We start from the raw sequence: 25,864 nt of genomic DNA, 5'->3' as shown, positions 1-25,864 counted from the left end.
TCCACCTAGAAATTAAAGTATAAAAACTCACTAATACTCGTTAAATGCAATACACTATACACAAGTAATATTGCAGTAAATAACGCCGTCCATACTGTCGGACGGAATGAGTCTTTTAACTGAATTGAATTTTTTAAGAAGAAACTAATACATAATGCTCCGAAAATATACGCTACTATTTCCGTATTTAATAATGAAACATGGTATGCTTCAGTAAATGAAACACCGTACCCTTTTAAAAATTGTAGCTTCTCAATAACAAATACCGGGAATACGCTATTGGCTAGTTCGAATCCATTAAATCCAAACATTCCTTTTAACACTTTCACCGCATCATGCATCGATGTTGCTCTAAAGAATACCCACGTTATATTAATGAAGAAAAACGTCACGAGCCATCCCGCCCAGGCCGGCATGCGCCCTCCTGCTTTGTTCCACAAACGATGAACGACAGAAGCTAATCCGTGCAGAAATCCCCAGAAAATAAATGTCCAACCAGCCCCATGCCAAAGTCCACTTATTAAGAAGACAATCATAATATTGACGTATGTACGCGTAATACCTTTTCTATTTCCTCCAAGAGAAATATACACATATTTCGTTAAAAACTGGCTTAATGTCATATGCCAACGATGCCAAAAGTCTTGTATACTCACCGCTTTATAAGGTGAGTTAAAGTTTTGAGGCAATTTAATGTTGAACATTAACGCAATTCCAATTGCCATATCGCTATATCCACTGAAATCAAAGTATAACTGAAATGTAAACGCTAATGATGAAAGCCAAGCTTCAACAAAGGTTAGCGACTGCTGTACATCAAACCCTTCCCGTACGACAGGAGATAAAACGTCTGCAATCCCTACTTTCTTGAAAATACCGATGGCAAATACAAAAATACCGAGAACGATATAATTTGATTGCCAACGCTTTTTACTACGATCCGCAAATTGCGGCATAATTTGCGCATGGTGTACAATTGGTCCTGCAATAAGTTGCGGGAAAAATGTTACAAACAGAGCGTAATCAAGAAAATGACATGCCTCCGTTTCCCCGCGATATGTATCTACTAAAAACGCAATCTTTTGGAATGTATAGAAACTAATCGCAAGCGGTAACGTTAATGATAATAATGTAAAATGAGTTCCAAATAACGAATTTACATTTTGCAAAAAGAAATCATAGTACTTGAAATAACTAAGCATTCCTATATTAAATAGTAAGCCTACTGTTAAAAGAAGTTTACTCTTATGCTTCACGAGCCTCATTCCGATAAAGTAGTTCACAATGAGCGATACTAACATAAGCGGCAAATACTTTATGTTCCAATAACTATAGAAAAATAAAGATGCTGCCACAAGCCAAGCTTTCGCTAAAGTAGTTTGTCCAAATTTATTTAATAAAAAATATAAAAGAAATGCTATCGGTAAAAATAAAAAAATAAACTCAAACGAGTTAAATAACACACCATCTCTTCCCTTCTAAACAAATCACACCTTATTCATCTTATCTTATCCAGATAGTGGGTGTCAAAAGGATTCCATACCGCTTTTCTTCTATTATATAGAATAATTATTTTAATCGAATTATTAACATGCTAAAATATTAAAGGCACTATTATAAAAAAGAATATATAATAGATATGTCGTTTTTTTTACGAAATGTATTTCGAAAAAGTGAGGAGAGTCCTTTGGTATTTAGTAGTTCGATTTTCTTATTTATCTTTTTACCTCTCGTATTATTTCTCTATTTTATAGTGCGTGCCGAGCTACGTAATTTCGTATTACTTGCATTTAGTTTAATTTTCTATGCATGGGGCGAACCACGTTTCGTTCTTTTAATGCTCTTTTCCATCGTATTAAACTACTGCTTCGGCCTACTCGTGCATCATTATGATAAACGAAAAAATATGAAAGTCACATTTTTAATTATGGCTGTAGTCGGAAATATACTATTACTTTCTTATTTTAAGTATATTTCATTTTTCACAGACATTTTAAACAACATATTGCACTTATCTATTCATGTGGAACCTATTCCACTACCAATTGGAATTTCATTTTATACATTCCAAGCGATGTCCTATGTCATCGATATATACCGTAAAGATGGGGATGTTCAAAAAAATCCACTTAACTTAGCGCTATATATATCTATTTTCCCTCAGCTTATTGCCGGACCAATTGTTCGTTACAATATCGTCGCTGAGCAAATTAAAACGCGCATCCATTCTTTTGAACGATTCACAGAAGGTATTCAAATTTTCGTTCTCGGACTAGCAAAAAAGATATTAATCGCTAACCAAGTTGGATTTGTCGCTGATAAAATCTTTGCCTTACCACCATCTGAAATGAGTGTTGGAACGGCATGGATTGGTATTATCGCCTATACCCTGCAAATTTATTTCGATTTCTCAGGGTACTCTGATATGGCAATCGGACTTGGAAAAATGTTCGGCTTTGATTTCCCGAAAAACTTCAACTATCCGTACATCTCTAAATCTATTTCAGAGTTTTGGAGAAGATGGCATATTACACTCGGCTCTTGGTTCCGCGATTACATATATATCCCGCTCGGCGGAAACCGCGTTTCAAAACTAGCGAATTATCGTAACCTTTTCATCGTATGGGGGTTAACTGGTTTATGGCACGGGGCGAGCTGGACATTTATCGCCTGGGGCTTATATTACGGCTTTATTATTTCAATTGAAAAAGCTGGATTCGAAAAAATATTAAACAAACTATGGAAGCCGCTGCAACATGCATACGTATTACTAATCGTTATGATCGGTTGGGTCTTCTTCCGAGCTGACAACTTCGCTTACTCTTTCCAATATTTAAAAGCGATGTTCGGCATAGGTGGCCAATCTTTCATCGATGACAATACGATGTTATACGTACATGAATACATTATCGTATTTCTCATTGCCTTTATCGCAGCGACACCAATTTTAAAACGAATGAAAAACATACTAGAACTTGCGCCAAAAACGTATATGTTCACAATGCAATTTGTACGTCCTATATTATTACTAACATTATTTATGATTTCGGTTATGTACTTGATTAACTCAACATATAATCCATTTATTTATTTCAGGTTTTAACTGATGTAGGAAGGAAACGTTATTATGAAAAAATTGGGGAACCTCATCCTGTTTATCGGTTTTATCACCATTATCTTTTCATTTGGCATATTATCGTTACTCAAAACAGACCGAGACATTTCACCAGTTGAAAATCGGCCGCTCGCTCAAAAACCAGCACTTACGAAAGAAGCTCTCCTAACTGGTAGCTTCTTTAAAGATTTCGAAACATACACTAATGATCAACTAATTGGACGAGATGAGCTTATTAAAAACTATACGATTGCTCAAATTAATATGGGCAAATCTCTCATTAACGACATTATTTTAACTGATGATAAATGGCTCCTGAAAAACCCGGCGTGGACAAAAAAATATAATGAAATTGACCAATCCATGCCTGCTATAAACGATTTGTCTCAGTTTTTAAAAGAACAAAACGTTGAGTTTTACTTTGCTTTACCACCGTCAAAAACGAATGCATTATCATTTAAATTACCTTCTTATATTCACACATATGCACAGGAAAATTTAAATTACTTTCTAAAGAAGCTTCCAGCAGACGTAAAGCCAATAAAACTGATGGAACACTTTAAACAGAACTATACAAACGAAGAAATACAAGACATGTATTTCAAAACAGATCATCATTGGAATATGGACGGTGCCTTCTTAGGTTACCAATATATAATGAACACAATTGGGCAACAATCTTCTATATATAAAGGAAAAGAAATAAAAAAAGAAGACTACACTCGGACATGTGCGCAAAATAAACATTTAGTTGGAAGTTTTAACAACCAACTATACCAACTCATCGATGCAAATGGTGAAAAATTATGCTACTACACACCGAAAGACGGTTTCAACTTCACAAGCGTAACCGCAAAAGATGTGCAAGGTACTATTCACCAAAACTTAGATGAAATATACGGCGTAGAAAAACAAAAAGATACAACATCATACGCAGGTTATTACACAGATGACTATCCAGAAATCGTCATCGAAAATAACAATGCACAAAATGAAGTACGCGCCCTAGTCCTAAAAGACTCATTCGCAAACGCAATCGTGCCACACTTAGCACAAAGTTTCAAACACACATCTATCCTCGACCTGCGTCACTATCACGAAAAAGATGTATATCAATACATTCAAGACAACAACATTAACATGGTATTGTTCGTGTATAGTGATTCGAATTTGAGTGGGGATATGTTTAAGTTTAAGAAATAGAAAGAAGGCTCTTGTAAATTTACAAGAGCCTTCTTTCTATTAAAAAATCAGCGGGGATGAATCCCCACTGATTTTTTACTTTATCTATAATCGACTTATAGATTTGGGTTGTTAAGAACGTTCACTTGTACTGCTTGTGAACCAATTTCACTTGTTACAACATTCTTATCGCCTAATACTTTGAATACTAATGTACCTTTGTCAGTGTACTTCGTAGTTAAAGCATCATAAATATCTGCTTTAAAGTTGTTGAATACTGAATCACTTGATGCTGTTACTGTTACATCGCCAAGTTTTTGGTCAAAGATGTCATAATGAGCATTACCATTTGTATCAAGGTAAAGAGTTCCTTTATCTTTGCCAGACTTCACAACACGTACTTTATGTTGTGTTTCTTTTGTTAAGTTAATACCTTTTACGATATCATCAAGGTTACTCTTCTCAAGTTCTAATACAGTACCGATGTTAATTTTCTTCTCAACGAAGTTTTCTGTTTGAACTGGTTTGAAGTCTACAGATTTAATAGCGATTTTCTCTTGAACGATTTCTAATGTCGCTTTACCAGCAGTTGCACCATTTTTCGTTAAGTGGATATCAACTTTACCTGGTTTTAAACCTTTAACAACAACTTTATTTCCAACAATTTCAGCTGTAGCTACTGCTGGATTTTTAGACTCAACTTCATAACCTTCTAAGTTTTCAGGATCAGAATATACGCGATCTGAAGTGTACTTAGATAATTGATACTCAACTGTGTTAGCCACATTTAAGTCAAGTTTTGAATCAGGTGATTCACCGTATTTACCTACTTTAGATACAAGTTCGAAGTTTTTGAATGCAACGTTACCTTCTGTTACGTTCACATATAATGAACCTAAAGTTTCACCGTTAGCATTTTGGAAGTGAACTGTACCTTCGCCTACTTCATTACCTGTAACACCAATTGTTTTTGTACCGATTGAGCCAGCATCAGTTGTTGTTACATCTAAATTTTTCACTACGCCAGTTTTTGGAAGAACCTCTTTAATTGCAGCTGTGTTAGCACCAAATGGATCGCCATATTGGTCAGTTGTTACGAAAGTAACAGGTAACTCTTTATTTTGAACAACTTGTAATTTATCTGGATTAGCTTTTACTGATTTTAACGTACGAGAACCAGTCGTTACTTTGAATTTAACGTCTTTTGTAACGTCGCCTACTTTAATAGTAAGTGTAGCTTCACCAGCAGCTTCAGCTGTAATGTAGTTGTTTACTACAGAGATAATACCGCTGTTTGAAGATTTAATGCTAATTGAGTTTGGATCAACTACTTTATCTTCTCCAGCGATTGTAGCAACTACGTTATGGATTTGTGCTTTTTCACCAACCACTAACGTTTGGCTGTTTAGTTTGAAGTCTTTTCCAGTCAATGTATTACCGTATACTACACCGTTTTTATCTGCATCTACCGCAAATACAGTACTCTTAATTGCAGAAGCTGGTGTATCAAGGTTTTTCACTGAAATAATACCAGTGTTAGAAACAGTTAAACCACCGCGTTTTGTAACTTGAACCTCTACTTTGTAATCACCGTGAGAAAGGCCAACACCAAGTTTACCTGTAGAAGAAGTTGACTTTCCACCCTCAAAAATGTTTGCTGGTGAACCGTCTAAGTTATTTGCTACAAATTTGACGTCATGGTTTGCTAAGTTTAAGTACTCAACATCAGCGTTACCTTTTTCGTCGTTTAATTTGAAGACAATTGCTTGACCAGCACGATCATCATCAAATGTAAGTTTTTCTACAGCTAATTTTTTCACTTCGTATACGAATTTCGCTACGAATGATTGATTTTTAACTTTAATGCTTAAGTCTTTATTAGGAGCTACTTTGCCACCAAGTGTTACTACAGCAGAAGTACCATCAGCACTTGCTTCAATCGCAACAGCTTTATCTCCTTCAAGAGTTACATCATCAGCAGAAAGTTTATCTAAACCAGTACCTGTTAATGTTAATTTCGCTGGTTCAGAAATTTTCACATCTGTTACATATGCTTGTGCATTATCTTTTTTACCATACTTTTTATCTGTTAATGCGATAAATTGAGCTGCTTCTGCACGAGTTACAGTTTTATTTGGCTCCCATTTCGTACCAGTACCTACAGAGATTCCAAGGTTAATTAGGATGTTTGCTTTTTCTTCACCCCAATGTTTTCTTAAATCATCAAATGTTGTAACTAACTCGCCATTAACTTTATCTTTTAAATTATAAGCACTTACTAACATAGAAGCAAATGAAGCACGGTCAATCTTTCCTTCTGGATAGAAGTTTTCTTTGCCGTCACCTTTAACGATACCAGCTTTTTCAACTGCTGCGATATATTTAGCAGCCCATGTATTTTTAGCATCTTTGAAAGAAGGTTGAGCATTTTCATCAACTGGTAAATTTAAAATTTTAGTGAAGATTACAGCTGCAGAAGCACGATCGATTGATTCGGTTGGACCATATGTACCGTCTGGCTTACCTACAATTGCACCTTTATCTACTAAGTAGTTAATAGATTCTTCTGCCCAATGTCCAGCTGGAACGTCTGGGAATGATTTACCTGCTGCTGCTACTGGAGATACAACACCTGCTACCATTGCTGCTGTCATTGTACCTGCGATTACTTTTTTGTAAGAGTTAGTCTTTGCCATTTTATATATTTCCTCCTTCAGGAATATGCTACTAGTTTCACATCATATTAAATTTGAAAACTAGCTAGTTAGAAAAGCCATAAAACAATAAAAACATAAACAAAAACACTATAATGAAAAGTAGTTCACATAAAAAATGATACAAACCGTTAGATGTAAATATAAGGTTTAAATACCATTTTCTGAAACAAGTTCATCATACTATACAAAACCATTCGTTATCAAGAACTTTCTCAAAAGAAGATTCGACACATTCTGATAATTCAGTCTTCTGATCGTACTATTAGGATATTGATAATACTTAAATATAGAAATGAATAAACTGTTTTCCTATAAACCACTCTCAATGCGCTTCGTATATTTTTCATATCGAATACACAATTGGAATTATAGCACATATTTCCACTTCAGCATCTAAATATTTTTTACAATAAATACAATTTTCAGACTACATTCGACTGAAACTATTTCATTTCGACATTATTTTCTTCTTTTCGAATGTTTTTTTAACAGAAAAAGGTGTTAATTTACAAAAAATTTACATATCAATGAGGTATTCTTCTATTTTTGAAAGCGCTTTTGATTTGTTTCTCAATATAGCTAACTACTAATCTGCAAAATATGATTTATTTTGCAGAGCTCATTTTATATAAAAAAAGAGCCCACATGTTGTGGGCTCTTTCTATTGAAATAAATTTCAATTAGCGAGTTACTGTTACTGGTTTGAAAGCAACAAGTTTGTTATTTTCTGTGTCAACTGTATTTAAAGTTGCATTATCTTTAAGTTCTTTAGCTTTAAGAGTTAATGTACCAGTTGCAAAGTTAACATTCTCTGCAGTTTCTAACTTAAGTACTACTTCTTTAGAAGCAGTTTCTTTTGCTGCTTTAGCAGAGTCTGCCGCTACCGTAAATGGCACACCATTTAAGTCAAATACAAGATCAGTTGCATCAACTTTTACAGCTTCAGAGAATGTAAGAGTTACTTCTTTTTTCTCTACATTTGTAACTTTAGCTGATTTAAATTCAGGAGCTTTTGTATCTTTAACTTCTAATAATAGGTTTGTTGTACCCATTTTCACACCAGATGCATTTGCAACATTAGCTACTGTAAATTTCACTGTTTCTGATTTTTCGAAAGTGAATGTTTTTGGTAATTCGATTGTAGCAGTATCACCAGATAAAGTGATTAGTGTACCTTCTGGTAATTTAGCTCCTGCTAATGTGTAGTTGTTTACGTTAGCAGCTGATTCTGCACCTTGGCCACCTTTTACTACTTTATCAAATTTCACTGTAATAGTATTTTCAGCCTTATTGAATGCTTTTTCTGTTACCTTTGGAGCTACTTTATCAACTACTACTTCTTCTTCTTTGTTTTTCTCAATTTTTACATCTGCAGTAAATGCTGCTGAATTATTACCAGCTGTATCTTGAATAAATCCTTTTGAAGCAGAAACTTTATAGTTACCTGCAGCTGGGAATGTTACAGTGATACCTTTTTTATTATCTTTCGCAGCTTCTACAGTCACTTTTGTTGTTACATCTTCGCTTGTATCTTGATTAATGATACGAACAACTGATTTATCAAATTTAGCTGTGTCAACATTTACTTCTTTATCAAATGTAAATGTAGCCTTTTGATCTTTTTCTGCTACAACTTTTACGAAGTTAGGAGCTACAACATCTTTTGTAACTTTTACTTCTTTAGATACTTTTTGACCTACGTTGTTAGCTAAATCTTTGTAAGCAGTAAATTCAACTGTAAGGTTTACAGATGTTTCTTTTTCTGTAAGAGCAGCTGGCACTGTTACAAGTGCTTTTGTTTGATCGTCAGTAAGTGCGATTTCCGTGTTAGGTAGTACTTTTCCATCTTTCTTAACTACTACTTTACCTTGACCATCTTTAATAAGCTCTTCTGAGAATGTTACTTCTAAAGTAGCTTTTCCACCAACAAGTTCTTTCACTTTAATATCTTTAACTTCTGGAGCTGTAACATCTTTTTCTACTTTGTACGTAGCTTTACCTTCGTACATTTCCATTTTGTTACCAGCTAAATCTGTAGCGCCAGTCACGATTACGTTAAATGCTTCGCCATTTTTAACTACATCTTCAACTTGAGCTTTTGTTAATGTAACTGCATTGCCAGCAGGCGTAGCTTTGATTTGTTTACCGTTAATTACAACAGTAACTTCATCTCCACTTAATTTTTCACTGAATACAACTTTAACATTTCCATCTGGAGTAGATACTGTAGATACAGTTGGAGCTACTTCATCGTTAAAGAAGATTACTTCTAATGCTTTTGGAATGTCTTTTCCATCTACAGATTTAACATCTTTAACATGTGCAACATAAGCTTGTTTATTTACAAGTGCATTTTTTAATGTAATAGTTGCTGATTTTTTATCTTTGCTTAACTCAACTTTTTCAATTTCAAGTTCTTTTGAACCTTCTACTACTGAGAAGTTAGCAGACTTATTTTCTTTTAACTCGGCTAAATCTTTAACTTCAGTACCGAATTTAACTTCGATTTCTTTAGCATTTACTGCTTTAATAGACTCAACTTTAGCTTCTTCTTTTTGTCCGAACTGCTTGTCAGTTTTAGCAATAAATTGAGCTGCTTCTGCTTTCGTTACAGATTTATTTGGCTCCCATTTGTCGCCAGTACCTACAGAGATTCCTAATTTAACTAGGATGTTAGCTTTATCTTTACCCCAGCTATCTTTTAAATCATCGAATTTAGTTTCTAAAGGACCGTTTACTTTAGTATCTAATTTATAAGCTTCTACAAGAAGAGATGCCATAGAAACGCGGTCGATTTTTCCGTCTGGATCGAATGTGCCGTCGCCTTTACCTTGAACAACGCCAGCTTTTTCAACTGCTGCGATGATTGCAGAAGCCCAGTGGTTTTGAGAATCAGCGTAAGATGGTTTAGCACCTTTTTCGATTGGTAAGTTTAAAATTTTAGCCATCATTGTAGCTGCTTCTGCACGAGTGATTTCACGATCAGGAGCGAATGTACCATCGTCGTTACCTGCGATAGCGCCTTTTTCTACTAGGTAGTAAACTGATTCTTTAGACCAGTGACCATCTACGTCTGGGAATGTTTTACCTGCTGCTGCTACTGGAGATACAACACCTGCTACCATTGCTGCTGTCATTGTACCTGCGATTACTTTTTTGTAAGAGTTAGTCTTTGCCATTTTATATATTTCCTCCTTAGGAATGTAATACTAGTTACATAATGTTTTAAATAGATATTCTATTTATTTTTGAAACTAGTAGATATAAATGTGGTTAAATTATTCCTTATACAGAATAATAGAATATCCCGTATTAAAGATATCATAAAGAAATCATACACTCTTTTCATCTAATTTAAAACCTTAAATTCGACAAAAAAAGTGAATTTTCACAATTCGAAACGATCGTTTTTTCGACTTTTGTTTTAAAGAATCCAGATTGCGAAATCTGAATATTTTAAATGAATAGAAAAACGCGTCTGAATTACATTTATAACAATCTTCTTATAACCATTTACAACTATAACAGAAAAACGTTTCCAATTTCAATATTTAACTATAAAGATATTACGACATTAATCGACAACTTATTTTTCTATGATTCGACATTTTTATTACCATCAGATTCCCCAAAATTACCATACCTATTTTTTTATCATTTACTAAATAAAACGTTAAATACAAACATTCAATATATATTAATGTTAGGATTTTTAAACATACATCTTATCTCTCAAACTTCTTTCTTTATGAGCATACATTTACAATCACTTGCGTAATTCGACATTTTTCTACAAATTTATTTTTTCTTTCGACATTTTCTTTTTCAAAAAATAAAAAAGAGGATGTCCTCTTAAATTAAGATCCCATTCCTCTTTTTTTGAACTCTTTTGAATTCAAGTCACTTATGATGTATCGAGACGCTGTTGAAATTTGCTCTCGTAATTCTTCTACTCTTTGTTCCAATGTTTCTTGTACATATTCTTTTTGTTCTAATTGCTTCGTTGCGACATTATACAAAGTTTCAGACGTCCAATCACCATCTACGTTTCCGATAATCGGCTGATTTACTTGTTGTAAAAATGAATCGATCTTTGGATCATATGAAATACCGACCATAGGAATATTAGCAACCGCAGATAGTATGAGTGCATGCAGTCTCATACCGATTAGAAGCGAACATTCCGACAAAATTGAAATTTTCTCATGAATATCGAGCTTATACGGAAGCATATGAGCTTCTTCTCCCATTAAATTAATAATATCGCGTGATGCATTTTGATCAAATGGTCCATGCATTGGTACGAATAAAATATGGTATCCATCACGCTTAAATTTTTTCAGCGTATCTGCTAGCTTCTTCATATAATCTTCTTTCGCGTCCCAATACCTCACACTAACTGCAATTACTTTCCCTTGAATCGCATGTTTTTGCAACCACTCCGACTTCATTCCTTCTGGTTGACATGCCAATACTGGATCTGGAACTAGTTCGATATCCTTCTTAATACCAATTTCTTTTAAATACAAAAATGAATCTTCATCACGAACTGATATATATTCCGCTTTTGATACTTGCCATTTCACTAATAAACGATTTTGTCTTTTCGTAATTGGACCAATTCCTTGCGCATAAATATAATACGGCTTCTTCAAAAAACGAGCAATTCGCATAATACCCGTATAGTACAAAATACTTTTAATACTCGTTTTATCTTGAAGGAGGCTTCCTCCTCCGCTAATTAAGCCATTACTTCTCTTTATTTCCTTATAAATTGCTCTTATATCCCAGCGATTTACTGCCTCTACACCGTACATTTTTCTTGTATAGTCGGGGTCATTCGAAAGTACAACAAGCTCAAGAGTAGGATCCTCTTCATGTAGCGCTTTAATAATTGATTGCAAAATTGCTTCGTCCCCAACATTATAAAAACCATAATATCCTGATAAAACTAACCGCACTCTTAATCTCCTCCAACATTTCGCAATCAACTTTTTGTCATTCAACAAATCGCTATCAACTCTTTAATAAGAAAAGTTGGATAACTTTAAATTGATTTCTTTCCCAAACATATAAATAGCCATACTCATTTATGGATAAATTTACTTACGTAAAAATGGAATTTGCTTTTTGGATATCCAGTTCAACTTTAATGCGCATATGCCATATATAAACAAGGCCATACAAAACGCTACACCGCTATATATTATTGCAATAAGTCTAGAATCTACCACATTTATGAACGTAGATGTGAAATATAATCCTATACCTACTATACTCGATACTCCAATTACAGCAAAAAATCTACCCATTCGAATCGAATAAGCCAATTCTTTTCGAATGTATATATAATTTACGATACAAATCATGATATATATGATAAGTGTACTATAAGCCGCACCAGTTATGCCAAATTGACTTACAAGTACTATATTTAATATGACTTTTACAAAACTCGCTCCAACAACTATCCACGCCGCTTGCTTAGAACGGTTAATTCCTTGCAAAATTCCTATTGATAATACCATAAGTGATGTGAAATACGAACTACCAATTAAAATAGCTAACATTCCGCTCCCTTTCGCATCTGTAAACAATCCAACATTTAACGGGACTGCAAGTGCCATGAGCCAGATTGTTATCGGCGTTGTTAAAACATGGGCAAGCTCATTTGTTCGTTCAATTGTTTGTTTTGCTAACGCTACATCCTTCTTTGTTAATGCAGCCGTTAACAACGGGATTAACGGAAATACCATCGCACTTGCAAACACGACAATTAATTGTGTAAACGCAAATCCACGACTATATATACCAAATTGTTCTTGAATCGTTGTAGTGGATTCATGCAACATATGTGGAATCGTTACAGAATCAACTAAATTTAACACCGGCATTGATAATGCTCCAACTGCAATTGGAATCGAGACCTGAAGTATCTTTTTTGCATTATCTTTAAAATCTTGTAGTGAATATGTATTACTTTTATAACGATATATACTTTTTACATACTTCATTCTCAAATAGATAAGTGACGTAATTACTCCAAGGCAAGAACCAATCATTGCGCCGCCTGTTACAACATCACTCTCTTTATTCCAATATACAAATAAAAATGCAATTGCTAACATAAAGAAAACACGAATGAACTGCTCAATTACTTGTGACACCCCGGTAGGAATCATATCTCCAAAACCTTGGAAATATCCTCGATATACCGCCATATATGGTGCGATTAATAACGCAAACGAAGTTACGATTAATGGAAGTCTTGTATCTTGTCCACCAAGCATATTTGCAAACATACTTGATCCAATCATAATAACTGAAAATCCAAGCACTCCAAATATTACTCCAATAATAGATGCTGAAGTAAATAGTTTGGCAATTCCGTTCTCGTCATTCTTCTCATGAAGTTCAGCGATTAATTTTGATATAGCTAGCGGTACTCCCGCTACTGATAAAGTTAAAGCTATCATATACACAGGAAAAACAAGGCGAAAAATCCCCAGTACTTCATCTCCTGCTATATTTTGTAATGGGATTTGAAAAAAACTTCCCAACACTTTCGATAGAAACGTTGTAATCGTTAAAATCGCAGCGCCTTTCACAAACTTATTATTCATCTTCTAGCTCTTTTCTTTCAATATATAATTTCCATACATATTACAATATAAAACGAGATAGCTATATTCTTCTCTTTTTTGAAAAATTTCACTTTATCTCATTTAGCTATCATACCAAATTTCTTATACATTGAATACTCTCTTTCTTTCTATGTTTTAAATATAGTATGTACACTAACGCCTTATTTATATCCAGTTATTTCTTCAATTTACTACTTCTACTTATTCGGGATAAACATGTGCTATAATGTAGCTATTGTCAGTAAGAGGAGTGTTTACAACATGCTGAATTCGGTAAAAAAGCTGTTAGGAGATTCTCAGAAGAGAAAACTAAAAAAGTATGAACAACTTGTTCAAGAAATTAATAATCTGGAAGAAAAACTATCTGATTTATCTGATGAAGAATTGCGTCATAAAACGATCACATTTAAAAACATGCTTCGTGACGGAAAAACAGTGGATGATATAAAAGTTGAAGCGTTCGCTGTTGTACGTGAAGCAGCAAAACGTGTACTTGGATTACGTCACTACGATGTACAGTTAATTGGTGGCCTTGTACTATTAGAAGGTAATATTGCAGAGATGCCAACTGGTGAAGGAAAAACATTAGTTTCTTCTCTTCCAACATACGTACGTGCTCTTGAAGGAAAAGGCGTTCACGTTATTACTGTAAACGACTATTTAGCAAAACGAGATAAAGAATTAATTGGCCAAGTTCATGAATTTCTAGGTTTAAAGGTTGGATTAAATATTCCTCAAATCGATCCTGCCGAAAAGAAACTTGCTTACGAAGCTGATATTACATACGGTATTGGAACAGAATTTGGCTTTGACTATCTACGTGATAATATGGCTGCTTCAAAAGATGAGCAGGTGCAACGTCCTTATCATTTTGCTATTATCGATGAGATTGATAGCGTTTTAATTGATGAAGCGAAGACGCCTCTTATTATCGCCGGTAAAAAATCAAGCAGCTCTGATTTACACTATTTATGTGCAAAAGTTATTAAATCATTCCAAGATACTCTTCATTACACATACGATGCAGAAACGAAATCTGCTAGTTTTACAGAAGACGGTATTACAAAAATAGAAGATTTATTTGATATCGATAACCTATATGATTTAGAGCATCAAACTTTATATCATTATATGATTCAAGCATTACGAGCTCATGTCGCTTTCCAATGTGATGTTGACTATATTGTACACGATGAAAAAATTCTACTTGTAGATATTTTCACGGGCCGTGTTATGGATGGTCGCTCTTTAAGTGATGGTTTACACCAAGCTCTTGAAGCAAAAGAAGGCTTAGAAATCACAGAAGAAAATCAAACACAAGCATCCATTACAATTCAAAACTTCTTCCGTATGTATCCAGCACTATCTGGTATGACAGGTACAGCAAAAACGGAAGAAAAAGAATTTAACCGTGTATATAACATGGAAGTTATGCCGATTCCGACAAATCGTCCAATCATTCGTGAAGACAAAAAAGACGTCGTATACGTAACAGCCGATGCAAAATATAAAGCTGTACGTGAAGATGTTCTAAAGCACAATAAACAAGGACGCCCGATTTTAATTGGGACAATGTCTATTTTACAATCAGAAACCGTTGCCCGTTACTTAGATGAAGCAAATATTACATATCAATTATTAAATGCAAAAAGCGCAGAACAAGAAGCTGATTTAATCGCAACTGCTGGACAAAAAGGGCAAATTACAATTGCGACGAATATGGCCGGACGAGGTACTGATATTTTACTAGGTGAGGGTGTTCACGAACTTGGTGGATTACATGTAATCGGGACAGAACGCCATGAATCGCGACGCGTTGACAATCAGCTAAAAGGTCGTGCTGGTCGCCAAGGTGACCCAGGTAGCTCTCAATTCTTCCTTTCTTTAGAAGATGAAATGCTAAAACGTTTCGCACAAGAAGAAGTCGAGAAATTAATGAAATCACTGAAAACAGATGAAACAGGACTTATTCTAACTTCTAAAGTCCATGATTTTGTAAACCGTACACAATTAATTTGTGAAGGTAGCCATTTCTCCATGCGTGAGTACAATTTAAAGTTAGACGATGTAATAAATGACCAACGTAACGTTATTTATAAATTACGTAATAACTTATTACAAGAAGATACAAATATGATTGAAATTATTATTCCAATGATTGATCATGCTGTAGAAGCCATTTCTAAGCAATATCTTGTAGAAGGTATGCTTCCAGAAGAATGGGATTTTGCTAGTTTAACAGCAAGTCTAAACGAAATTTTATCAGTAGAAAATATGCCATCATTATCAGCAAATAATGTACATTCACCGGAAGATTTACAATCCGTTTTGAAAGAAACATTATCTCTTTATAAAGAGCGCGTAAATGAGCTAGATAGCCATACTGATTTACAACAGTCGCTACGATATGTTGCCCTTCATTTCCTAGATCAGAACTGGGTCAATCACTTAGATGCAATGACCCACTTAAAAGAAGGCATCGGACTAAGACAATATCAACAAGAAGACCCTACTCGTCTTTATCAAAAAGAAGCTTTAGATATCTTTTTATACACATATGGTAATTTCGAAAAAGAAATGTGCCGCTATGTTGCAAGACATTTAGGTGTTCCTGAAAACGTACAATAACGAGGTGAAAGATTATGTTATCATTCCTAAAAAAAGCTAAGAAAAACGGAAAAGATACGACTGTCTCTAGTAATCAACTATTCGGACAAGAAAGCACAAATACTGAAAATAAAACTGTAAAACCAACGCTTTACTTCCACCCTAGCTGGGGTGCAGTAGGACAAGAACAAAAATACATTTATCAATTTTTACATAAAGAACTACCACGTTTAGAAGAATATCAAATTTCTTTATCTGGAATTGAGATTGAAAAGCGTGATAACGGTTATGACGTAGCTGTATTTATTCGCAGCACTGTTCCGAAACCAATTTCTTTCGAAGAAGTTACATTAATTCTTCTAAATAAAGAGAAAAAATTATGCGCACGAAAAACATTCAACCTTTCTGCATTAGGAGATATTCCTGCAAATGTAAATATGCCGTTTATCTTTACATTTGAGCAAGAAACAATTACAGATGCTGAATTATCGCAAACGGATTGGGAATTAGCGTTCGAACTTGAAAGTAAGCATGTATTAGATTTAGATCCATCTTGGGAAGCTCAGTTACCTGAAGCAAGCAAAGAAGCTTTACGTAATTTCGTAGACAATTTAACACCTCCAAATGATGGTGAAATTAACTTCCTAGGTCTGCAAGCTGCACGAAAAGAAAACGGCGATTTACATACAACGCTTCTTATTCGTAACGGTTGTAAAGACAACATTCAACTAGAGCAACTTCCTCTTCATATTGAAGATGCCACAGGTGCAGTTGTTGTTAAAGGCGCTTTCACATTACCGAACCTTGAAATTAAAGCGAACACTACAAAACCGTGGTCATTTGTCTTCCCTGCTTCATCTATATTAAAAGAAGATATGGACCTATCTTCTTGGAAGGCACTTGTACCACAGGACTAATCATAGAGAAGCTCGCCTCTCTTACTTTTTTTCATACAAAAAGCCTGCTCAAAAAGATGGTCATCACACCTCTTTGGACAGGCTTTTTCTTTATGTAAAATTTATTTCGTTACGAATAAACGTTCAATATGATATTCAGCTTCTAATTTGCACATTTCATCTGCATGCTTTACTTTATTTCTTTTTAATTGCTCCACTTGTTCTTCGCTCGGTTTTTCATTAATAAGCTCGTTAATTTTTTCATTTACTTTCATTGCTAACGCTTGATGGAAATCTGGATGTCCTTTCAACTCGTCATCTACTTTATTGATCCAAGTTGATTTTGTGTATAAATACTGTTTCCACTGTTCAACAAATTGTTGCATATCAAACTTTTCTTCGTTCCATTCAATTTCTTTCATATACTTCTCAAAAGAAACAACAATTGAGCGTGTAATCCCAATCTTCACTCCGTGTGGTAACTGTTTGTACATCAATTATTCCCTCCAGCTTAAAGCTCTTCCTTCTGACAAAAAAGGAATCTCAAAATTCATATACATTACTATAATATCACATACCTAATCTAGAATGTTACTATACTGCTAAGAGGAATAAATGTCAACAGACACATAACATCTTGATATACAGATGTTACAAACAACAAAAACACCCTTATATAAGGGTGTTTCTTCATATAGTTTCCGTTTTTACAAATAGTAATTTATCTTTCTGCTCATTACTCGCCATCACTACTAACGTCTTTTTAATATGAGCAGGTACTTGCTCTAGCGTTACACTCAATCCTGATTTATCCGACTGCTCAATGAAATTCAATAACGCCATAGCTCCTGATACATCCATATAGCGTGCATCTTTCATACGTAAAACAACCGGAGATTTTACGTCTTGTAAAGCATAAAAAACACGATCCACTGTTAAAAACGAAAGTGGGCCTTTAATTTTATATGTCGCTTCTTTTTCTTTTACAATAGAAGATTTACGTTCTTTACATTTCACCATGTATATAATGAAGGAAAGAAGAATTCCGAAGCCAACAGCGATCATTAAATCAAACTTCACTGTGACAATCATCGTTACGAGCATAACAACGACATCACCCTTTGGCGCTACATGCATTTTCTTCATGCTTTCCCAATCAAACATGCCAATACCAGTTAAAATTAAAATACCTGATAATACAGCAAGCGGAATGTATTGCACGACTGATCCAAGTCCCATAATGAAAATAAATAATATAACACTATGCATACTTGCTGAAAGCGCCGTTTTACCGCCACTTCTTATATTAACGATAGATCGTACAGTCGCACCTGCCCCTGCTAATCCGCCAAACAATCCGCTCATCATATTACCGATACCTTGTCCGACAAGTTCTTTATTACTTTTATGACGTGTCCCCGTCACGTTATCCATTACGACCGATGTTAACAACGAGTCAATCGATCCTAATAAAGCAATACTAAGCGCTGGTAAAACAAGTTCTGCTACGCCTGTTCCACTTAAAGATGGAATATGAAGCGTTGGCATCGCTTCTGGAATCGTCCCAATCTTTTCAATCACCTTATTTAATGACAAATTTCCGATAACCGGTAACCTCACTGTAAGCCCTTCTAACGCAGAAGAAAATAAAGGAAGCATAGCTGTCACACCTACTAATGCGACTAAACTAGATGGGATTGCCTTAATCCACTTTCCTGAAACAATCATGACAATAATCGTTAATACGACGAGTAGAAAACTATTTTGCACATGCTTCATTTCACCTAAAATAATAATTAATGCGATTCCGTTCATAAATCCTGAAACGACAGGATACGGAATGTAACGAACGTACGAGCCAAGCTTACATACACCGAATAAAATTTGAAATAGTCCCGCCATCATAAATGCTATAAAACTCGCCTCTAATCCGTGCGTCGCAATAACCCCTGTTGCGATAACCGTAATTGGTCCAGTTGGGCCTGTAACCTGCCCAGGTGTACCACCAAATAACGCCGCAAATAAGCCTGCAAAAATTGCACCATACAATCCGACTAGTGCTCCCTCAGACGTTCCCGTTGCTGCAATACCAAATGCAATGGCAAGTGGCAACGCAACAATCGCAACAGTAAAACCTGCTAAACATTCCTTTGCTATTTTTTGAAACATATAATAACCACCTTCATATAAAGTCCATTTTCCATTGTACACCTAAATAGATACATTCGTTAGTCCACTTTTTACAGTATCGTGACGTAAACGCATTCAATTACAAGTACCTGCCGCATCTTTGGAAACCATTGTAACTGTGCTATAATAGATAAATTAAATCTTTTATTATATATTTGGAGGCACTATGCTAACTTTTGAAGAAAAATTATCAATTATTGAATCTTTCCCTGAATTAGAAAGAAAAAACGTATCATTAAAACGTGTGAACTTTCACTTTGAAGAAAGTCGTTTAGATAAAAAGAACGTTGTATATCATTTACATCCAAATGGAAACGGATTTGTATATGCAAGTGGTATTAAAGGTTACAAAACGGATGATAAAGGTATGGTTAACATCCGCGAATTTTCAGCAGATGAGTTACGTTCAGTAATTGAGCAATCAATTGAATTACTTTCACAAGAAGAAGTAGTAATTCCTGCAGAACCTGCGAAAGAAGAAGAATGGCAGAACGAAGACGGTCATATCCTTACTCTTATCTCAGAGGACGATATGTGGAACGTGTACGCTGGTGTAAATTTAGACGGTACATTTAACTCTTATCCAGAAGCTGCGGAATACCTTGATGAAGAAGGGTTTTCACGTAAATAAAAATAGAAAGTGGGCATCCCCCACTTTCTATTTTTTTGCCCCTTTTAAAGACTCTCTAAGCACAAACTTCTGTAATTTCCCACTTGCATTACGAGGAAGTTCATCCACAAATAAATAATGACGTGGACGTTTATAATCTGCTAATTCATCACTTTCTTTACAATACGTTTCTAAATCAGCCTCTGTAATTGTTTCATCTTTCTTCACAACAACTGCCACAACACGTTCTCCCCATAATTCATCCGGCTCACCAAGCACCGCAACATCTAATATACCAGGATGACTATGGAGAAAATCTTCAATTTCACGTGGATAAATATTAACGCCGCCACTAATCACCATATCATCCACGCGATCTGCGACGAATAAATAGCCGTCTTTATCGAAGTAACCTAAATCACCAGAGTGATACCACCCTTTATACATCGATTTTGCATTTGCCTTTTCTCGGTTATGATAACCAGCCATCATAGTTGGACCGCGCAAAATAATCTCTCCTACTTCATAAGGAGGCAATACATCATCTGGTTCTGCCGGTGCATCTTCGTTTGGTTTTACAATTCGAATTTCATGACTAAAACATGGCGTGCCTGCTGAACCTGCTTTCGTAATTTGATCTTCTTCTACGAGAAACGCAACAACTGGTCCCATTTCTGTCATTCCGTATATTTGAACAAGATCAATATAAAGACGTTCTTTACATTCCTTCACTAATGCTGGCGCCATTGCAGCCCCGCCGTATATACCGATCTTCATTGACGTTAAATCATACTGCGTTAAATCTTTTTGCAACAGCATATTCCACATCGTCGGTGCTGCAAAGAATGTCGTAATCTTCTCTTCTTGAATTGTATGTAATACTGTTTCCGTATCAAAATGATGTAAAATAACATTCTTTCCGCCAACTTGAATACGCGGGATAATTCCAGCATTCAGCTCACCGCAATGATATAAAGGTGCAACGACAAGTCCGACACTATCTCGATTATATTTTAGGAAATACGTACAAATCATACTATGCTCAGCCATTTCACGATGGCGATGTAATACACCTTTCGGATGACCAGTCGTACCGCTCGTATACAGCATCGAACAATAATCCATTTCATTAATTTCGATATCTATTTTCTTAGAAGATGCTGCGTTCACTTTTTCATGGTAAGAACTTGCGTAAGAAGGTGTATCGTCTTCTACATACCAAAAAGACGAATTCGGAAAATCTCGTTCAATGATAGCGACAGTTGGCTCAACTGCTTTTTCAAAAACAACGACTTTCGAGGATGCATCCTGAAGAATATAAGATACTTCTTTTGCTTTTAAGCGGAAATTAATTGGGTTAAAGATCGCTCCAATTTTTGCACAGGCTAAGTAAACGTTTACAAATTCACGGCAATTATATAAGTAAACAGATACCGTATCGCCCTTTCTTACCCCTTCTTCTAATAGAGCATGCGCCGTTTTATTTATTTGCTCATTCCACTGTTTATACGTCCAGCGAATATTTTTTTCTGGTTCCACTAACGCCTCTTTATTCGGATACTTACCAACAGATAAATCAAATATTCTCCCTATCGTCATGTACATGCCAACAATTTCCCCCTTTTCTCTTTCATAAATCTATCATTTCGTCCATAAGTAGACATTGTCCTTTAATGATTTGACTAATTTTTCTGATTATTATCGACATAGTTTTACAAACAGCGCCGCTTTTGGCGGTAAGTGAAATTATATCGGCGATTTTCCGGATATATCGGCGCAACTTGAATTATATCGGCGATTTTCAAAATATATCAGCGCAACTTGAATTATATCGGCGTTTTTTCGAATATATCGACTTACCGACAAAAACTGACAAGATAAAAAAGGAGCTGTCCCGACTCGGAACAGCTCCTTTCCTCTTATGCAAATAGCTCTTCTAAAATTTTCAGTTTGTCTTCTGTATATTTTACGAAGCCATCGTTATATGATTTTGGATCTTTCGGATTAGCAAAGTGCGTAATTGCACCTGTCTTCGGGTGAACAAATTTACTTGATGCCCCGCAGCCAAGTCCGATAATCGATTGTACTTCTTCCATAATGACAATGTTGTAAATACTTTCTTGCGTCGGCATTGCATAACCAACGTTCTCTAAGTTACCTAAAATATTCTTTTGACGGTATAGGTAATATGGTACGTAATTATGCTTTTGCGTCCACTCTTCTGCTTCGTGCATCATCGCTGTAATTTCTTCGCGACCTGCTACTTTATATTTACGTTTGTTTTGCGTCATTTCGGAAGCACGTTTAAATGATAACGTATGAACTGTTAATGATTCTGGCATTAACTTTTCTGTTTCATCTAGTGTATGCTTGAAAATATCTAACCCTTCACCAGGAAGACCAATAATTAAATCCATATTAATATTATTCATTCCCATTTCACGAGCTAAATGATACTTCTCAATTGTTTCTTCTACAGTATGATGACGTCCAATTGCTTTTAATGTTTCTTGATGGTATGACTGCGGATTAATACTAATACGGTCAATGTTCCATTTATTTAACACTTCTAGCTTCGCTGGCGTAATTGTATCTGGGCGACCTGCCTCAACTGTTACTTCACGCACATTTTTCACATCTGGGAACGCTTCATACATTTCTTCATACAGCATATCCATCTCTTCTGCTGTAATACTTGTCGGTGTACCGCCGCCGTAATAAATCGTCGTAACTTTTACACCTTTTTCTTTTAAAAACTTACCAATTTCACGAACTTCATAATGTAAACCACCTAAGAATGAATCAACAGAGCCTTGACGTCCGTTAATTGCATACGCCGGGAATGTACAATATGCACATTTTGTTGGGCAGAATGGGATACCGATATAAATACTTACTTCCTCTTTCAAACGATATAAATCCGGAACTACCGCTAATTGGCAATCAACGATACGTTGAAGAAGTTCAATTTTCTCTTCATGAATTAAATAACTTTCACGAAGTTCTTGGTGTGCTTCTTCTTTTGACATACCGTTTTGAAGCATTTTATGAAGAAGTTTCGTTGGACGAACTCCAGTTAAAATACCCCAGCTTTGTTCAATACCAGTTAACTGCTGAAGAACAGAAAGATATACATAAGAAACAACGTGCTTCACTTGCTTCATACGCTCTTTTTCATCTGTAAAAGCAGATAAATCTTTTGCGAATGTTTCTTCATACACATTTCCAGTCGCAACATCTGTTAAACGAGCTGATGCTTTCACATTCTCTTCAATGTGTATATCAACGATAAGATTTGCTTCCTCTTGTTCAAATCCAATCGTACTATCTTCAAAAAATAAGCCGCCAATATTTTGTAGCGGACGTAAAAAACGATCATCTTGTAACGTTTTAATTGAAATTAACAACATTATCACCTTTTCATTTGCAAACTCTCTTTAGTTTACTTGAAGGGCGTTGGCAGGTCAATACAGAAGGTTTTACCTTATTTTCATATCCTATTTAAAACAAACTGAATATTGATTTTTCATGAACTTTCCCTAGTTGTATAGACATTAGAATATACTCTTGTTACAATCTAGAACGTATTAGTACTTGCTACTAATTTAAATACATATAAAGGAGGACTCTTAACACGCACGAAAGACTATCACGTGTTAAAACAACTATGAAAAAAAAGTTTTACAACATTTTAGCATTATCTTTGGCATTACAAACATTTGTAGCGCCTACCCATTCATTCGCAGAAAGTATAGAAAAAACTGCGGAATTGTCTATGGATGAACAAGCTTTAAAAAGCATTGAAGAACATGCAAAACAGCATAGACATGACGAAGAAAACGACCTTGAAATCTCGGGTGAATATCTTCTCCACTTATCAACAAAACTTCCACTATACAATTCAAATGACTTAAAAACGAAAACAAATATTGAAATTGCTGAACCAGTAGTAAAAGCAAAGAAGAAAAAAGGGAATGCATATTACATACAAACTACGTTTGGTGCTGGCTGGGTTAATAAGGAAAGTAATAGTTTAGAAGTACAAGAGATTCATACACTCTCGAATCAAAAACTAATCGTAACAGAAGAAGCATCAGTATATTCCTTCCCTTTCCAATCGTTTAAAGAAGAAACGAAATTACAGCCACAAACAGTAACTCCTACTGAACAAGCTGGGAATTGGTTTAACATTCAAATGAACGGAACTGAGAAATGGATTTATGCTCCTTCAGCTACATTCGACGGTACGAAAGCATCATTATTTGAAAAAACAGGTGCTATCGAAAAGAGAAGCGCAACTTTCTTCAAAACACCATCTAATTTACCTACAAATAACGTTTATGGTGTTACTTTTAAAGAAATGATTGTTCCAAAAGGAAATGAAAATATTCGCCCTGGCTACGCAATGGAACCGAAATACATTACAATTCATGAAACTGCTAATACAAGTAAAGGTGCGAACGCTTTAAATCATGCGAAGTACTTAGATAATCAAGCTCGCGGAAATACTGATCGTTCAGCGTCTTGGCATTTTACAGTAGATGACAAAGAAATTTATCAACATCTTCCGCTAAATGAAGTTGGGTGGCATGCTGGAGATAAAACTGGAAACTATGAATCTATCGGAATTGAAATTGCTGTGAATAGTGATGGAAATTATACGAAAGCGGTAGAAAATGCGCGCAAGTTAGCTGCTTTCTTAATGAATGAATTAAACATATCTCTAGATCACGTTCAAAAGCATCAATTTTGGAGTGGAAAAAACTGCCCTGCATTTATGATTCAGCGCGGACAATGGGATGCTTTCTTAAAGGGCACGAACGCTTACTATAACGAACATCGTAAAGATGTTATGCCGCCGCCAGAAGTCCCTCATGAAAAAGACGACATTGCAGGTGGTTGGTATGAGCAAGACATTCGTCAATTAGCTGCTAGAAAAATCATGTTCGGTGACGGCAATGGTTCTTACTGGCCAAACCGCCTCGTGACACGAGCTGAGTTTGCAAATTTAATGTCGAGAGCTTTAAAATTACCTGCTGGAAACGCTAAATTTACAGACTTAAACGAAGCACACCCATCTTTAATAGATGGAATTAACCGCGCCGCTAGCGCAGGGATCATTAATGGTCGTGGGAATAATAAATTTGATCCCAATGCTACAATAACACGTGATGAAGCTGTTATTATGATTGACCGTGCATTAGAATATAACTGGATTTATAGAAAAGAAGTGAAATTACCATTCACTGACCAACACTTAGCATACGATAAAAAAGCATTACAAAATGTTTACGCATACGGAATTGTAAAAGGTAACGAACGAAATGAATTCGTACCAAAAGGCACAGCAACACGCGCTGAAGCAGCCGCATTTTTAAATCGAATGCTTAAAGTTATTGAAGCTTAAATAAAAAAACAAAAGGCATAAGAGATAATATTTCTCTTATGCCTTTTATAAAACATATTAGTTATTTTTAATCATAAATCTTAAGCGTATCCCTAATAAAACAAGAGCAAAGCCAATGAATGGAAGATAATTCATATCATGTCCTGTGGCTGGAAGCTGTTGAGCATGAGAGGTACCTTGTCCTTTTTCTTTATCTGGGTTTTCCATTCCTTCACCCGGTTTCTCTGTCTCTCCGCCTGGCTTCCCTGTTTCTTTACCTGGTTTTTCTGTTTCTTCTCCTGGTTTTTCTGTCTCTCCGCCTGGCTTCTCTGTTTCTTTACCTGGTTTTTCTGTTTCTTCACCTGGCTTTTCTGTTTCTTCACCCGGCTTTTCTGTTTCTTCACCTGGCTTTTCTGTTTCTTCACCTGGCTTTTCTGTTTCTTCACCTGGCTTTTCTGTTTCTTCACCTGGCTTTTCTGTTTCTTCACCTGGCTTTTCTGTTTCTTCACCTGGCTTT

The 25,864-nt window shown here is 35.4% G+C and carries 16 protein-coding genes; 6 read left to right on the top strand and 10 right to left on the bottom strand.

Going from position 1 to position 25,864, the window contains the following annotated elements; genetic code table 11:
- Positions 1 to 5 precede the first annotated feature (5 nt).
- Positions 6 to 1,463, bottom strand: a complete 1,458-nt coding sequence (locus ACTFR9_RS18845) for an MBOAT family O-acyltransferase (protein WP_000898520.1) — start codon at positions 1,461 to 1,463, stop codon at positions 6 to 8.
- Positions 1,464 to 1,687: 224 nt separating this feature from the next.
- Here ACTFR9_RS18845 and ACTFR9_RS18840 point away from each other — a divergent pair, with 224 nt between their 5' ends.
- Both ACTFR9_RS18840 and patB1 read left to right on the top strand, forming a co-directional pair.
- Positions 1,688 to 3,103, top strand: coding sequence for an MBOAT family O-acyltransferase (locus tag ACTFR9_RS18840; RefSeq protein WP_000232139.1), 1,416 nt, complete (start codon positions 1,688 to 1,690; stop codon positions 3,101 to 3,103).
- Positions 3,104 to 3,127: 24 nt separating this feature from the next.
- Positions 3,128 to 4,318 (top strand): secondary cell wall polysaccharide O-acetyltransferase PatB1, encoded by a 1,191-nt coding sequence (patB1, locus tag ACTFR9_RS18835; protein WP_073536375.1) that lies wholly within the window; start codon positions 3,128 to 3,130, stop codon positions 4,316 to 4,318.
- 95 nt (positions 4,319 to 4,413) lie between these two features.
- Here the strand turns inward: patB1 and ACTFR9_RS18830 are convergent, their stop codons facing one another.
- The 4 genes from ACTFR9_RS18830 to ACTFR9_RS18815 all read right to left on the bottom strand — a co-directional run bounded on the left by ACTFR9_RS18830 (position 4,414) and on the right by ACTFR9_RS18815 (position 13,637).
- Positions 4,414 to 6,993 carry an S-layer homology domain-containing protein gene (locus tag ACTFR9_RS18830; RefSeq protein ID WP_001140725.1) on the bottom strand — a complete coding sequence of 860 codons (2,580 nt, stop codon included), beginning with the start codon at positions 6,991 to 6,993 and terminating at the stop codon, positions 4,414 to 4,416.
- A 701-nt stretch (positions 6,994 to 7,694) separates the two neighbouring features.
- On the bottom strand, positions 7,695 to 10,193 hold the full coding sequence (locus ACTFR9_RS18825; protein WP_001140745.1) for an S-layer homology domain-containing protein: 2,499 nt from the start codon (positions 10,191 to 10,193) through the stop codon (positions 7,695 to 7,697).
- 678 nt (positions 10,194 to 10,871) lie between these two features.
- Positions 10,872 to 11,975, bottom strand: coding sequence for a polysaccharide pyruvyl transferase CsaB (gene csaB / locus ACTFR9_RS18820; RefSeq protein ID WP_001241608.1), 1,104 nt, complete (start codon positions 11,973 to 11,975; stop codon positions 10,872 to 10,874).
- A 141-nt stretch (positions 11,976 to 12,116) separates the two neighbouring features.
- Positions 12,117 to 13,637, bottom strand: a complete 1,521-nt coding sequence (locus tag ACTFR9_RS18815) for a putative polysaccharide biosynthesis protein (RefSeq protein WP_076855676.1) — start codon at positions 13,635 to 13,637, stop codon at positions 12,117 to 12,119.
- Positions 13,638 to 13,919: 282 nt separating this feature from the next.
- Here ACTFR9_RS18815 and secA2 point away from each other — a divergent pair, with 282 nt between their 5' ends.
- On the top strand, positions 13,920 to 16,286 hold the full coding sequence (secA2, locus tag ACTFR9_RS18810; RefSeq protein ID WP_000935184.1) for an accessory Sec system translocase SecA2: 2,367 nt from the start codon (positions 13,920 to 13,922) through the stop codon (positions 16,284 to 16,286).
- A gap of 14 nt (positions 16,287 to 16,300) precedes the next feature.
- Positions 16,301 to 17,182, top strand: a complete 882-nt coding sequence (locus tag ACTFR9_RS18805) for an accessory Sec system S-layer assembly protein (protein ID WP_000948199.1) — start codon at positions 16,301 to 16,303, stop codon at positions 17,180 to 17,182.
- 101 nt (positions 17,183 to 17,283) lie between these two features.
- On the opposite strand, the gene ACTFR9_RS18800 is transcribed toward ACTFR9_RS18805, so the two are convergent.
- The gene (locus ACTFR9_RS18800) at positions 17,284 to 17,655 is read right to left on the bottom strand and encodes a hypothetical protein (RefSeq protein ID WP_000278023.1); all 372 of its coding nucleotides are present in this window, start codon (positions 17,653 to 17,655) and stop codon (positions 17,284 to 17,286) included.
- Positions 17,656 to 17,851: 196 nt separating this feature from the next.
- Positions 17,852 to 19,330, bottom strand: coding sequence for a SulP family inorganic anion transporter (locus tag ACTFR9_RS18795; protein WP_000486690.1), 1,479 nt, complete (start codon positions 19,328 to 19,330; stop codon positions 17,852 to 17,854).
- A gap of 187 nt (positions 19,331 to 19,517) precedes the next feature.
- Here ACTFR9_RS18795 and ACTFR9_RS18790 point away from each other — a divergent pair, with 187 nt between their 5' ends.
- The gene (locus ACTFR9_RS18790; RefSeq protein WP_000955016.1) at positions 19,518 to 19,982 is read left to right on the top strand and encodes a hypothetical protein; all 465 of its coding nucleotides are present in this window, start codon (positions 19,518 to 19,520) and stop codon (positions 19,980 to 19,982) included.
- 27 nt (positions 19,983 to 20,009) lie between these two features.
- On the opposite strand, the gene ACTFR9_RS18785 is transcribed toward ACTFR9_RS18790, so the two are convergent.
- Entirely contained in the window at positions 20,010 to 21,566 is a 1,557-nt protein-coding gene (locus ACTFR9_RS18785; protein WP_076855674.1) for a fatty acid--CoA ligase, read from the bottom strand.
- A gap of 314 nt (positions 21,567 to 21,880) precedes the next feature.
- Complete coding sequence (locus tag ACTFR9_RS18780; RefSeq protein WP_001998823.1) at positions 21,881 to 23,371, bottom strand: coproporphyrinogen III oxidase; 1,491 nt, start codon at positions 23,369 to 23,371, stop codon at positions 21,881 to 21,883.
- Between the two features lie 257 nt (positions 23,372 to 23,628).
- Here ACTFR9_RS18780 and ACTFR9_RS18775 point away from each other — a divergent pair, with 257 nt between their 5' ends.
- Complete coding sequence (locus tag ACTFR9_RS18775; protein WP_229136808.1) at positions 23,629 to 25,368, top strand: S-layer homology domain-containing protein; 1,740 nt, start codon at positions 23,629 to 23,631, stop codon at positions 25,366 to 25,368.
- A 57-nt stretch (positions 25,369 to 25,425) separates the two neighbouring features.
- Here the strand turns inward: ACTFR9_RS18775 and ACTFR9_RS18770 are convergent.
- A partial coding sequence (locus ACTFR9_RS18770; protein ID WP_438903251.1) for an LPXTG cell wall anchor domain-containing protein occupies positions 25,426 to 25,864 on the bottom strand: 439 nt, incomplete at its 5' end.

This window comes from Bacillus cereus group sp. MYBK222-1 (genome assembly GCF_051916425.1).
In the GTDB taxonomy this organism is placed as follows: Bacteria; Bacillota; Bacilli; order Bacillales; family Bacillaceae_G; genus Bacillus_A; species Bacillus_A paranthracis.
The sequence above is the reverse complement of the archived record's forward strand: the minus strand, read 5'-3'. Positions and strand labels throughout refer to the sequence as shown.